General features: G+C 47.9%; 9 protein-coding genes and 1 tRNA gene. 7 read left to right on the plus strand and 3 right to left on the minus strand.

Translation table 11 applies throughout. From position 1 onward, the window contains the following. The first annotated feature begins 3 nt into the window (after positions 1 to 3). Positions 4 to 876, plus strand: a complete 873-nt coding sequence (gene galU, locus LG201_RS02830; protein WP_226770660.1) for a UTP--glucose-1-phosphate uridylyltransferase GalU — start codon at positions 4 to 6, stop codon at positions 874 to 876. Positions 877 to 886: 10 nt separating this feature from the next. Further along, on the plus strand, positions 887 to 1,444 hold the full coding sequence (locus LG201_RS02835) for a hypoxanthine-guanine phosphoribosyltransferase (RefSeq protein WP_226770661.1): 558 nt from the start codon (positions 887 to 889) through the stop codon (positions 1,442 to 1,444). 22 nt (positions 1,445 to 1,466) lie between these two features. Here the strand turns inward: LG201_RS02835 and LG201_RS02840 are convergent, their stop codons facing one another. Next, complete coding sequence (locus tag LG201_RS02840) at positions 1,467 to 1,847, minus strand: response regulator transcription factor (protein ID WP_226770662.1); 381 nt, start codon at positions 1,845 to 1,847, stop codon at positions 1,467 to 1,469. Between the two features lie 183 nt (positions 1,848 to 2,030). Between LG201_RS02840 and LG201_RS02845 the strand changes: the two genes are divergently transcribed. The 4 genes from LG201_RS02845 (at position 2,031) to LG201_RS02860 (ending at position 8,604) form a co-directional block, all read left to right on the plus strand. Beyond that, positions 2,031 to 2,669, plus strand: a complete 639-nt coding sequence (locus tag LG201_RS02845; protein WP_226770663.1) for a response regulator — start codon at positions 2,031 to 2,033, stop codon at positions 2,667 to 2,669. Further along, positions 2,644 to 4,584 carry a PAS domain-containing protein gene (locus LG201_RS02850; protein ID WP_226770664.1) on the plus strand — a complete coding sequence of 647 codons (1,941 nt, stop codon included), beginning with the start codon at positions 2,644 to 2,646 and terminating at the stop codon, positions 4,582 to 4,584. Before LG201_RS02845 ends, LG201_RS02850 begins: the two co-directional genes overlap by 26 nt. Before the next feature lie 373 nt (positions 4,585 to 4,957). Beyond that, a complete protein-coding gene (locus tag LG201_RS02855) occupies positions 4,958 to 6,805 on the plus strand; it encodes a hypothetical protein (protein WP_226770665.1) in 1,848 nt (615 codons plus the stop codon). Between the two features lie 95 nt (positions 6,806 to 6,900). After that, on the plus strand, positions 6,901 to 8,604 hold the full coding sequence (locus tag LG201_RS02860; protein WP_226770666.1) for a ShlB/FhaC/HecB family hemolysin secretion/activation protein: 1,704 nt from the start codon (positions 6,901 to 6,903) through the stop codon (positions 8,602 to 8,604). 71 nt (positions 8,605 to 8,675) lie between these two features. Here the strand turns inward: LG201_RS02860 and gdhA are convergent, their stop codons facing one another. Both gdhA and LG201_RS02870 read right to left on the minus strand, forming a co-directional pair. Continuing rightward, the gene (gdhA, locus tag LG201_RS02865; protein ID WP_226770667.1) at positions 8,676 to 10,019 is read right to left on the minus strand and encodes an NADP-specific glutamate dehydrogenase; all 1,344 of its coding nucleotides are present in this window, start codon (positions 10,017 to 10,019) and stop codon (positions 8,676 to 8,678) included. A 404-nt stretch (positions 10,020 to 10,423) separates the two neighbouring features. Continuing rightward, positions 10,424 to 10,510 (minus strand) — tRNA-Leu (locus tag LG201_RS02870). Between the two features lie 43 nt (positions 10,511 to 10,553). Between LG201_RS02870 and rnr the strand changes: the two genes are divergently transcribed. Further along, complete coding sequence (gene rnr, locus LG201_RS02875) at positions 10,554 to 13,160, plus strand: ribonuclease R (protein WP_264193257.1); 2,607 nt, start codon at positions 10,554 to 10,556, stop codon at positions 13,158 to 13,160. The last annotated feature ends 3 nt before the right edge of the window (positions 13,161 to 13,163 follow it).

Consider the following 13,163-nt stretch of genomic DNA (forward strand, 5'->3'; position numbering starts at 1 on the left):
AACATGAGAAAGAAGATTACCAAGGCTGTATTTCCCGTTGCTGGTCTAGGCACACGTTTCTTGCCTGCCACCAAAGCCAGTCCCAAGGAAATGTTGCCTATTGTAGACAAGCCATTGATTCAGTATGCCGTTGAGGAAGCCGTAGCCGCTGGCGCAACGGAGCTAATTTTTATTATTGGACGCAACAAGCGCTCCATCCCCGATCACTTTGACATGTCTTTCGAGTTGGAAGCCACGCTGCAAGCAGGTAAGAAATTCGAAGTATTGAAGCAGATTCAGAATATTCTGCCAAAGAATGTATCCTGCATTTATATCCGTCAGGCAGAAGCTCTCGGGTTGGGACATGCGGTATTGTTGGCAAAGTCTGTGGTAGGGGATGATCCATTCTCAGTGATCCTTGCGGATGACTTGATTGATGCGGAAAAGCCAGCCATGCAGCAAATGGTGGAGTTGTTTGGGCTGCAAGGCGCTTCTATTCTGGGCGTTGAAGATGTGGATCCGAGCGAGACAGCGAGCTACGGTATTGTTGATGCCAAAGAAGTGAGTCCGAATGTGCTTGAGTTACATGGCATTGTGGAGAAACCTCAGCCTGATGAAGCACCGTCAAATCTTGCTGTGGTGGGGCGGTATATCCTGACCCCCGAAATCTTTGAGTGTCTGGAAAACGTGAAGCCTGGTAAAGGTGGTGAAATTCAGCTCACAGATGGCATTGCTGCTTTAATGGAAAAACAAAGAATTCTGGCTTATCGGTTTGATGGCAAACGTTATGACTGCGGTAGCAAACTGGGCTACGTGAAGGCGAACGTGGAGTTCTCCATGAAACATGATGAAATAGGCGAAGAGTTCTCGCAATACCTGAGAGACTTGATCAAGTAAGCTCAACATCATGGATCAGGTCAATGTTAATCCTCAGGATATTCTGGATACCGCTATCCTGATTCATGATGAGCGTGTCATCAACCAAGCACTAGATCGTTTGGCCACTGAGATTGGTACTGTGCTTGCAGACGCTGCCCCTTTGGTGTTGTGTGTCATGGGGGGCGGGGTTGTTTTTGCCGGCCAGTTACTACCTCGCTTGAGTTTTCCGCTTGAGTTTGATTATGTACAAGCGAGCCGTTATCACAATCGTACAGAGGGCATGCATCTTGAGTGGAAGGTGAAGCCTGGTGAAAATGTCCGTGGGCGAACGGTGCTGGTGCTGGATGACATTCTGGATGAAGGTTATACCCTCATTGAAATCAAGCAGCAATGCCTGCATTTAGGGGCAAAAGAGGTGCTGCTCGCTGTCTTGGTGGAAAAAGATTTGGGGCGATCAAAACCGATTACTGCTGATTTCATTGGCTTAACCGTACCCAATCAATATGTGTTTGGTTGTGGCATGGATGTTTATGGCTGGTGGAGAAATTTGCCTGCTATCTATGCATTAAGGTCCGAGGTTTCTTAAGTTGGACTGTGGTAGTAACGCTTTAAACAATATCTTTATTCACTAGATAAGTTTCTACCGTATCAGCCAGTCTAATGGGGCTGAAAGGCTTAGTGAGATAACTGTCGCAACCAGCCTGATAGCCTGAAATAATGTCTTGCTCTTGTCCTCTTGCGGTCAGGAAAATAATCGGGGTGTTTTTAAATTCATCTTGTGATTTAAGCTGACTACAAAGTTGATATCCATCTGTTGTCCCTGGCATCATAATGTCCATCAAAATCAAGTCTGGCTTGATCGTTTTTGCCATTTCCAGCCCGATGTCCCCGTTGCTGGCTTCATGAATATCGTAGTTGTTGAACTCTAAACTAATGCGGATGAGTTTTCTAACGTCTTGCTGATCCTCAATAATCAAAATCTTGTACAAACCTATTCCCCTTAATTATTAATACGTTATTATGTTTGAAGAAGTTATGGTTAATACCTAATTATCATTTTTATTATTTTTACTGTTTGTGTCAATCGCTTAATTTCGCTCCTTCTCTATCTAATTGATTTTGTATAAGAGTATCGATAATATGAAAAAATATTTCGCTTTTAGAATTTCATCATGCCTGACCGGTTAACATCAAAGAAAGAAAACTTCATTTCTACCCGAGAAGCTTCCAAAATATTGGAGGTTTCACTTAGAACCGTTCAGTTATGGGTAGAGTCAGGTGTGCTGAAAGCCTGGAAAACAGCAGGAGGGCATAGACGCATTTCCAGTACCTCTGTAGATGTTATTCTTAATCAACGCAAGGAAGCAATCAACCCTTCAGAAGGGAAGGATGGGAAAAGATTGTTCCATATTCTGCTAGTGGAGGATGATAGTGCGTTGAGAAACTTATTTTATTATTTCTTCTCCAGCTGGAAGTTTCCAATCAGGGTAGATGTGGCGTCCGATGGGTTTGAAGGCCTGATCAGCCTGGGGCGAGAAAAGCCTGATCTATTGGTGACAGATTTGAACATGCCTGGCATGAATGGCTTTGAGATGATTCGCCATTTGAAGCGCTCTAAAGATTTTGACCGCTTAAACATCATTGTGATGACCGCATTAAATGCTGACTACATTAAAGATGTCGGTGGATTACCTGAGGAGATTCAGGTATTTCACAAGCCTGTGGCGCTCAGTTATCTTGAGCCAATTATTGAGAGTCTGATTGCCAGCATAAGTATTCAACATCATGGCAAAATCGATACGCCAGCTTAATCCTGTTGTTTCTCTCGATGTTCAAGGGGCTGAGCTTTTGCAGATGTTCCCGTTCCATATCATCGTGGATAGCCAACTGAACATCTTGGAATACGGTCATAGTTTTAAGTTACTTGATGCCTCCTTTGAAGATAAAACCTGTATTGCAGAGTGTTTTGAGATTGTTTCTCCTATTGAGATATTTTGTCTGAACACCTTGTTAGCGACCAGAGATGAGCTTTGCTTACTCAGACATAAAGCCAGCGGCATGTTATTGGGGGGTAAGGTGGCAGCGCATCAGGGCAATAATTTGGCTTTTCTGCTTTCGCCATGGATTGCGGATACACAAGAGGTCTCACAAGCGCAGTTCGATCGATCATCCCCACACTTGCAGCTCTTGAGTCGCGCTAAATTCAAGGCGCTTGAAAGTGCACGTAATACCAAGCGCAAACTCACGGTACAGAAAAAACAGTTATTCCAGGCGCATGCTTTGTTATCCATCAAGGAGTCTGAATCAAGGACATTGACTCATATTGTCTCCATGTCCGATAACTCAGTGGTGATTGCAAATTCGATGGGTTATATCGAATGGGTGAATGAAGCCTATGTCAAACGTTCTGGCTACCATGCAGAAGAAGTGCTAGGACGTTATCTTGGAGATTTGCTGGATGCCGATGAGGGGGCGGTGAAGCAGATTAAAGAGCGCCTTGAGCTTAAGCAAGGCTATCAGGCTGAGCTGCTTAGAAAAACCAAGAGTGGGGATGCTTATTGGGTTGATCTGGATATCGAACCGTTGCTAGATTCTCAGGGCAATATTTGTAACTACATTGCCATTGCCCGAGATATCACAGAGAAAAAGAATGCCCTCGAATTCTCGAGTCGTTTGCTGGGGATACTGAAAAGTACCTTCGAATTGAGTCCTGATGGATTCGTCACATTTAATCAGTTTGGCCAATTGACCTGGGTCAACCCATCATTTCTGCGCATGACGGGGCTAGTATCGGAGCAGATGGAAAATATTACTCAGGATGGGTTTGAGCGCCTGATCGCTTCTTTATGTCCTGAATGTGATGCCGTTTCTGATCTGGATCTACATGATGCGGTGGTGATGCGGGTTGCCAAGCCTAAATTAACCGTGATCAAGCGCTCTATGCGTCAAGCCCATGATGAAAATAACCGCTTTGTTGGCACAATTCATTACTTCCGAGATATCACTCAAGAGTCAGAGCTGCATCGTATGAAAGGCGAGTTTCTTTCTATGGCCGCCCATGAGCTGAGAACCCCTATGTCAAGTATTCATGGGTTTACCGAGCTGTTACTCAAGCGGGAGTTCAATGCCGAGCAGCAAAAAGACATGCTGAGCACTGTTCATCGGCAATCCACCCGCCTGACTAAGCTGATCAATGACTTGCTTGATCTGGCAAAAATTGAAGCCAGAAAAGGCATGGCATTTGATATCAAGCCCTACAAACTGGTTGATATTGTGGATACTGCGCTCAAGGAGTTCGTGGTAAATGGTGAAGGGCGTGAGATTGACTATCTGCTCAATGAGCAGACATTAATGGTGGCGGTTGATTTCGACAAAATCATTCAGGCACTGATGAATGTATTATCCAATGCGCATAAGTATTCTCAACCTGGCAGCATGATCAAGCTTGAAATCCTTGAGAAACAGAAGCACAAGAAAGTATATCTGGGCATCAGTGTTCAGGATCATGGGATCGGCATGAGCCAGGAGCATTTAAGCCGTTTGTTCGAACGATTTTATCGAGCAGATACTTCAGGTAATGTTCCCGGTACGGGCTTGGGCTTGTGCCTGGTGAAAGAAATCATGGAAATTCATGATGGTTGGATCGACGTCTCATCTATTTATGGCGTGGGCACGCAAGTAACTTTGTGGATGAAAAAACTAGAGGCTGTAGTAGATAAAATTTAACTTGCAGCTTCAAAAACTCATAATTTAAGCCTCTCTAAAGTTCCCATCGTAGTAAATCTGCTTATCTGTTGTTTTATTCTCACCTGTTTTAACTCTGCCTTAACACTTCTCTAGACCTTTAAGTACGCCCTTAAAGCGTTTTTCTATCATTCTCAAGATCTTCAATCTTACGGTTATTTTTCGCAAAATAATTGACACTTTTGATAAAAGTGATAAAAATGATAGTTGTAAGGTGTGTTAATGCCTCACGACAACAAGCGAGCACGGCATATGGTGGGCATCAATCTGTACAACAACCGGCGCTGCGATTCGTCTGGAGTTAATGATCGGGAACCATCAACAACATGGTTCTTTAACCTTGAGGGGAATTAAAATGTCCACTAAATCTAATGTCCATGTACATCATGCAATCAAGCTGGCTGTGTTGTGCTCTTCTATTGCACTGATAGGGTGTGATGGTGGCGGCAACAGTAATGTGCGACCAACATCGTCTAGCGATAGCACAACGACTACTACCAGCGCATTAAGTGAAACGAGCAATAGCTCGTTGAACGACACGATTAACACTGTGAATAATCTGACTAACGGGGTTCTTCAGCCTGTTACTACCGCACTCCAGCCTGTCATTGATCCTTTGGGTGTTGCGATTGACCCTGTACTGGAACCTGTATTCTCTGTGCTATCACCCTTGCTGACACCTGCTGTGGCGACATTGGCACCCTTAACAGCGGGCTTGGCACCTGTGACCAATACATTGTTACCTGTCACAGGAGCTTTGGGTGAAGTGGTTTCTCCGCTTGCTACGGCGCTGGGACCCACTGCAAATTCCTTGTCTGGCGTAGTGGCACCACTGGCAACTGCGCTTGGCCCTGTGGCCAATGGCGTTGAAAACGCGGGCCTGCCTCTTACCACTGCGACAGGGAATATCGTAACTCCTGTATTGAATGGCGTCAGCGCGGTGATTGAACCTGTGGCTGGGCCTTTAGCGCCAGTCATTAATACGGCTGCAGGTGTACTTGAGCCTGTATTACAGCCAGTTGCTGGCGCATTGTCGCCTGTTGGTGGGGCACTGGTGTCTGTCAGCAATACATTGGCACCTGTCGTCAATACTGTCGGTGGGGTGCTGAACCCTGTGCTTGATACAGCGGGGAATGCACTTGCTCCTGTTGCTGGGGTAACTGGCACAGTGGGCAGCACGCTGGATGGGGTTGTGACACCTGTTGCATCAACGGTTGGCAATGTGGTTGCCCAGGTGGGTACTACATTATCAGGTGCTGTGCCTGGAGCCGGGGGCGCATTGGCTCCTGTGACCGATTTATTGGGTGGTGGCAATGCATTGCCCGGTATTGGCAGTGGATTGGTTGAGCAGGTGGCCTCTACTGGTAAACAGGCGGTTGATGGGGTAGCTGGCCTTGCCCAAGGCGTCCTGGGGGGAGTGACAGGCACAGGTGTTCTGGCGCCAGTGACAGGGGTGTTGGCTGGTGCCAATACCATACTGGATCCCGTAATAGGTTCTAATGGATTGGTACCATTGACCACAGCATCTGGTAACCAGACACTAGCGGACCCATTGGTCGGGAAAAATGGTCTGTTGCCATTAACTAGTGGTGAGGCACGCAATGGCTCTGTGGCCTTGCTTGATCCCGTGATTGGTGAAGGTGGTGTGCTGCCTTTGACTAGTGCTCAAGGCAATCAAACCACTTTGGATCCATTAGTAGGCCAGGCTGGTGTATTGCCATTGACCAGTGATGTTGCGGTCAATGGCAATGGCGGCGCTCTTGCCCCCGTATTGAATCTGTCTGCAGGCAATCTTGGTGGTTTGGGGAATGTGCTGACCCCTGTGACCAATGTATTAGCTAGTGGAAATACGGGTGGTTTGCTGACTCCAGTGACCAATTTGCTAGGTGGAGGCCTTGTTACGGGTGGATTATTGGCCCCATTAACTAATCTGGCAGGCGGTGGAGGAACATTGCCCACTGGCAATGTGCTAGGTGGGGTTACGGGAGGTGGATTGATTGCACCTCTCGGTAATGTGCTGGGCGGTACTAGTGGTGTTACTGGAGGAGGGTTGCTTGCCCCAGTGATTAATGTGATTTCTACTGTGACAGGAGGTAGCGTTTCGGCAAGTGCTTCAGCAGGTGGTACTGTCTCCGCAACAAATACTGCGAATAATAATGCTAATTTGCTCGCTCCTCTCACTGGCCTACTGGGTATACGTTAACAGTGTAGTTGAGTAAGTGAATCTCGCCTGAAATAAAAATCCCGGTGGCATAGATTGCACCGGGATTTTTCGTATCAATTGGAGCTTTGTCTCGCATGAAAAACAACAATAACAATAAGTTTGAGCGTGGTCTGTCCTGGATGTTGGCAGTCAGCACCTTGTTAAGCAATACCGCTAGCCTGGCGGTAGAGAATCCGGTTGACACACTACCCAAGGCAGAAATGCCTAAGATCAGGCCGCAAACGGAAGTCAATGTAGAGACGCAAATCACGGTTTCACCGGAAGTCCAGAAAGTGCTGGATACTGAGGTACAACCCCAGAGTTTCGGCATCTATGGAGTGAAGGCGTTACCGTTTGAGGAGGTAAGTGCCTTTTTTTCACCTTATGCCAACAAGAAGGTCACCATTGCCCAAATCATAGAGTTATCCAGAAAGGTGACTGAGTTCTACCAACAGCGGGGTTTGCCATTATCGTTTTGTTATATTCCTGCGCAGAATTTCAATGAAAACATCATTAAGGTCGTGGTGATAGAGGGGCATGTCAATTCGGTGAAAGTCGAGGGCAACCCTGGCGCTGCCGAGGAAAAAATTCGCGAGATAGTGGCACCGTTGCTCACCGAAAAACCCCTTACGCGCGACGCCATGGAGCGCTATACCACTATGCTGGGGTTGTTGCCCGGGTTGAGAGTCCAGGCTTCCTTGCCTTTGCCGCAGCAAATGGATGGAGGGAGTGAGTTACTGCTCAAGGTAGATCGCAAGGCGTTTGATGCCATCGGCCGACTGGAAACCGTACAGCCATTTACCCGGGGTATTTTTACTGTGAAGGGAAGTGGCAATACGCGTCTGGCGGAAGAGATTACAGTTTCTACCTTATTGTCAGAGGAAAACGAGAAATACTATGCCGCTACTTATGCCCAGCCTGTCGGCAAAGAAGGAATGATATTGCGGGTAGAGGCATCCAGTTATGATGGACGCCCCACGGCTGAACTTGCCGATGGCTTGCAGCGGGAAGTCACCTCACTTAGGCTCAGTACCTCCTTGTCTTACCCTTTTATGCTAAAACGCGATAAAAGCCTGATAGGCACGGTCGCGCTTACAGCCAATAAATTTGAAGACCAGATTACCAGCAAGGCTACTGGTAATTCAGCCACGGTGACCTCGGACGTCCGGACGCTGTCGGCTGGCTTGGCCTATAGTGACAGCTCCGCCACCCAGGCCAGGCGCCTGCAGTTAACCTTAAGTAAAGGCCTGGATTCGCTAGGAGCCTCAAGAGAAATTACGCGTAATTTTAGCGATGAAGACTTACGCAATCCGATAGACCTTAAATTCACTAAATATGTGTTTAATTATATTCAGCGTAATTACTTCCCGGATCGCTGGGGTACCAGCTTATCGGCAACGGCTCAATACTCACCTGATGCACTGCCCATCACTGAGAAAGTATTATTTGGCGGCTATCAACACGGGCGAGCCTATCGTCCAGGCCAGTTGGTCGGAGATTCAGGTTGGGGCATTACCCTGGAGCTCAATCGTCTGTATCCATTTAGTTATAAGCTTCCGTTCTACCAGGTGGCGGGATTGCAGCCTTATGCCTTGGTGGAAACCGCGAGATCCCATGATAATACCGCTACCAACCAGCGTGATCGCCTGAGCTCGGCATCCATAGGAATACGTCTGCTGAGTGACCAGCCGGACCGCACCAGCCTGGACTTCTCGCTTTCCAAGGCCATTGCAGGAGGCGGGCGTAGTAATGCTTTCAAGGATATTGCGTTTGGTTTTAACTTTGGTTTCCCGTTCTAGCTAATCTCTCCGGCCCTAGACAAAAAAAGAGCACCCGAGGGTGCTCTTTTTTATATATCCAAGGCTCTTAGTTAAATCACGCCCTGTGCCAGCATGGCATCCGCTACTTTTACGAAGCCTGCAATATTGGCACCATCCACATAGTTAACAGTGCCATCTTCACGTTGACCGTATTGGGTACAGGCGTTGTGTATGCCTTTCATGATGTCGAACAGGCGTGCATCCACTTCTTCGCGTGTCCAGGAAAGGCGCATGGCATTCTGACTCATTTCCAGCCCGGAGGTGGCTACGCCACCTGCATTGGTAGCTTTGCCTGGGGCGTAAAGGGTACGATGCTTGTCAAATAGCTTCATTGCTTCAGCTGTGCAGGGCATGTTGGCACCTTCGGCAACGCAGATCACCCCATTGGCAATCAAGGTTTCAGCATCTGCTTTATCCAGCTCGTTTTGTGTCGCACATGGCAAAGCTACATCCACTTTGACATGCCATGGTTTAACACCCGCTTCAAAACGTACTCCTATGCGGGTTGCATAGTCACTGACACGTCCGTATTCCTGGTTTTTCACCTGCATCAGAATCGCCAGTTTTTCCGGAGTAAAGCCTTCTTCATCAATAACAGTACCACTGGAATCTGAGGCGGTGATGACTTTTGCACCCAGTGCCATGGCTTTTTCAATGGCAAATTGTGCCACATTGCCAGAGCCTGATACAGAAACCCGCTGACCAGCCAGGGTGCGGCCAGTATGGCGCAGCATTTCCTCAGCAAAATAGACGGTGCCATAGCCTGTGGCTTCTGGGCGAATCAATGAGCCGCCATAGCTGAGTCCTTTACCTGTAAGTACACAGTCAGAGCGATTGGTCAGCTTCTTGATCATGCCTGTCATAAAACCAATTTCCCTAGCACCTACGCCAATATCGCCAGCGGGAACATCGGTGTCAGAGCCTATATGGCGGAACAGCTCACTGACAAAAGCCTGGCAAAAACGCATGATCTCGCCATTGCTTTTACCTTTGGGATCAAAGTCAGATCCGCCCTTACCGCCGCCCATAGGCAGGGTGGTGAGCGCGTTCTTGAATGTTTGTTCAAATGCCAGGAACTTGAGAATGGAAAGATTGACTGATGGGTGAAAACGCAGGCCGCCTTTGTAAGGACCAATAGCCGCGTTATGTTGAATGCGATAACCGCGATTGACCTGAACCTCGCCCTGATCATCTACCCATGACACACGAAACAGGATAGCGCGTTCCGGTTCAACAAGCCTATCCAATACACCATGCTCAGCATAGCGTGGATTCTTGCTGATCCATGGCCAGAGACTTTCAATAACCTCTGTCACTGCCTGCAGAAATTCGGGTTGCCCAGGATTTTGTTTTTCCACGACGGCAAGAAACTCATGTGCCGATTGATACCTCATTTACCATTCTCCATTTGATCTTTGAAAAAATGCTCTTAAACAGTGCATTTTCGCTTATCGGTGGAAAAAGTGCACCAAAATAAATGCATAAGTTCCAATTTGGTGCATTCTTTTTGGTTTGGGATAGCTAGAAAATTGAAAAAGGAACAGCAATAACAATCGACCAATAAACATACGTCGACAGTTTGTTTTTATTTCAAAGGATCAACGACTGTGAATTTAAAAGCGTGATGAACTGAATGGCGCGGAGAGCTGATGAATGAAACTTTAGACCTGCATCAGGATTAATGGGACAATGAACACATGAATGTTCAGAAACAGCAGTTTTTGCAGTTAAGTAAGCCAATAACAAAAAACCGCATCAGCTTAGTGTTAAGCATTAATGCGGTTTTTGATGAATCATTTGGTGCCCAGAAGAGGACTCGAACCTCCACAGTGTTACCACCACTAGGACCTGAACCTAGCGCGTCTACCAATTCCGCCATCTGGGCATCGAATAACGATGAGCCGCGCATTTTATAGGAAAGTTATACTTTGTCAACGAAAAAAAAACAGATTAAAAAAACCAGTGTGAAAAAAGACGCTCTAGTGAAGAAGCCAAGAGGGGCAAGGGCAGCAGACCCTTTTGCAAATCGCGAAGCAGAGAATTATGCCAACCCCTTGCCTAGTCGTGAGCTGATTCTTTCAGTGATGGCGGAGCAGGGTGTTCCGGTCAATGTTGACCAGCTTTATAAGCTTGTAGGTATCAAGAAATCCGAGCAGGAAATTTTCTCGCGCCGTTTGTCCGCCATGGAGCGCGATGGGCAGATTATCCAGAATCGTAAAGGTGCGTTGTGCATCGCTGAAAAAATAAACTTGCTTGCCGGTAAGGTGCAAGGCCATCCAGATGGTTTTGGCTTTTTTATTCCAGATGGTGATGGGGATGATTTGTTTCTTTCTCCTCGCGAAATGTCGCAGGTCATGCACGGGGATCGTGTCATGGTGCGGCCCGCAGGTCAGGATAGGCGTGGTCGGCCTGAAGGCAAGATTGTTGAGGTCCTGGAACGGTCGACCAAAACCCTGGTTGGGCGTGTGATCAGTAGCCATGGGGTCACGATTGTGGCTGCAGAGGATAAGCGTGTGAATCAGGATATTCTGATTCCTTATCACCTGGACATGGGGGCAAAGGATGGCCAGGTAGTCACCGTAGAGCTGACGGAGCAGCCATCTCCCCATGCCAAGCCTGTGGGCAAGGTGATTGAGATTCTTGGCAATTACGCTGACTCGGGGATGGAAATTGAGATTGCACTGCGCAAGCATCAATTACCCTATGAGTTTTCTGCCGCCGCTGTCAAACAGGCGAAGAAATATCCCAAGCTGGTGCAGGAGGAAGACTGGAAAGGGCGTATCGACTTACGTGAATTGCCGCTGGTGACCATTGATGGTGAAACGGCACGTGACTTTGATGATGCGGTGTTCTGTGAGCCGCAGGGCAAAGGCTGGCGTCTGGTGGTGGCGATTGCGGATGTGAGTTTTTATGTGCAACCCGGCGACGCTTTGGATAAGGACGCTTATGACAGGGGAAATTCTGTCTATTTTCCGCGTCGCGTTATCCCTATGTTGCCAGAAGCGTTATCTAATGGACTCTGTTCCCTGAATCCTGATGTTGAGCGATTGTGCATGATTTGCGATATGCAGATTAGCAATACAGGCCAGGTCAAGCAATATAAGTTTTATCCTTCAGTCATGCGCTCCAAGGCGCGAATGACGTATACCAAAGTCTTCGACATGATCGCGAATCCCTCAGGCGAAAATGCCAGGGAATATGCCTGGTTGGTGCCGCATGTTCAGCATCTGTATTCGCTTTACAAAATCATGCTGACCGCACGTGAGCAGCGTGGAGCGATTGAGTTTGAGAGTAGTGAAACGCTGATGGTGTTTAACGAAAATGGCAAGATAGATCGGATTGAGGCGACTTCACGTAATGAAGCACATCGTTTGATTGAAGAATGCATGCTGGCAGCCAATGTCTGTGCTTCTGATTTCCTTAAAACCAATGAACATCCTGCCTTGTATCGTATCCACGATGGCCCTACCCCAGAAAAGCTAGAAGCCTTGCGTACCTTTATGGGTGAGTTTGGTTTTGGCGTGAGTGGTGGCGATACGCCGCATGCCAAGGATTACGGCAAGCTGCTTGCCCTTATCAAGGGACGTCCGGATGAACATTTGCTGCAGACCGTGTTGTTACGATCTATGCAGCAGGCAGTCTATAGCCCGGATAATATCGGCCATTTTGGCCTCGCTTACGAGTCCTACACTCACTTTACCTCGCCTATCCGTCGTTATCCTGACCTCTTAATCCATCGTGCCATCAAGGCCGTACTGACTGGTGATCGCTATAAGGCTGGGGACTGGCTGGAGCTGGGTAAACATTGTTCCATGACTGAACGCCGCGCAGATGATGCGACACGGGATGTGGAAGCCTGGTTGAAGTGTTATTACATGCAGGACAAGATAGGTGAAGTATTTGATGGTACCGTCGCGGGCGTCACCAGTTTTGGGTTGTTTATCGCGCTGGATAATGTCTACGTTGAAGGCCTGTTACATGTGACCGAGCTGGGTAATGATTATTTCAACTATGACAAGGCGCGGCATGAAATGCTGGGTGAGCGAACCGGAGTACGCTATCGTTTAGGTGATAGACTGCGCGTCAAAGTGAGCCGTGTGGATCTGGAGACCAGTAAAATAGACTTTATGCTGGTGCCCAAAGATAAAGAGGATGGCTCGGTAGAGTCCTCTGAACCAGCACTGACGTCGAGCAGGCCCGCAAGGGGCGGGAGCCGCGCAGCCAATGCGAAAGCTAGCCCAGCCAAAGCAACTGGCAGCAAAAGAGCGCTTGCTCAACCTGTCGCTGCTAAGCATGTTGTTGCTGAAGCGCCTGCAGTGGCTAAGCGGTCAGTGATCAAAAAGCCAACCGCAGAGAAAGCTGCCCCTGAAAAGTTAGCGGGCGATCAGCTTGCTGCTGAAACCACGTCAGCGATCAAGCCTAGGGCAAGAAGATCCGCAGCCCGGGCGCCAGGGAAAAAGCCAGCAAGTCGTCCTGCCAGATCTAGCGGCAAGACCAATACCAAAGTAACCACAAGAGTAAAAAAGGCTAGTTGATTG

It is taken from the genome of Methylobacillus gramineus, from assembly GCF_020532675.1.
Lineage (GTDB): Bacteria > Pseudomonadota > Gammaproteobacteria > Burkholderiales > Methylophilaceae > Methylobacillus > Methylobacillus gramineus.

Excerpts from the sequence above, each read along its gene's own strand:
- LG201_RS02835 (WP_226770661.1), top strand. The coding sequence starts at position 887 with ATGGATCAGGTCAATGTTAATCCTCAGGATATTCTGGATACCGCTATC.
- LG201_RS02850 (WP_226770664.1), top strand. The coding sequence starts at position 2,644 with ATGGCAAAATCGATACGCCAGCTTAATCCTGTTGTTTCTCTCGATGTT.
- LG201_RS02845 (WP_226770663.1), top strand. The coding sequence starts at position 2,031 with ATGCCTGACCGGTTAACATCAAAGAAAGAAAACTTCATTTCTACCCGA.
- LG201_RS02860 (WP_226770666.1), top strand. The coding sequence starts at position 6,901 with ATGAAAAACAACAATAACAATAAGTTTGAGCGTGGTCTGTCCTGGATG.
- galU (WP_226770660.1), top strand. The coding sequence starts at position 4 with ATGAGAAAGAAGATTACCAAGGCTGTATTTCCCGTTGCTGGTCTAGGC.
- LG201_RS02855 (WP_226770665.1), top strand. The coding sequence starts at position 4,958 with ATGTCCACTAAATCTAATGTCCATGTACATCATGCAATCAAGCTGGCT.
- gdhA (WP_226770667.1), bottom strand. The coding sequence starts at position 10,019 with ATGAGGTATCAATCGGCACATGAGTTTCTTGCCGTCGTGGAAAAACAA.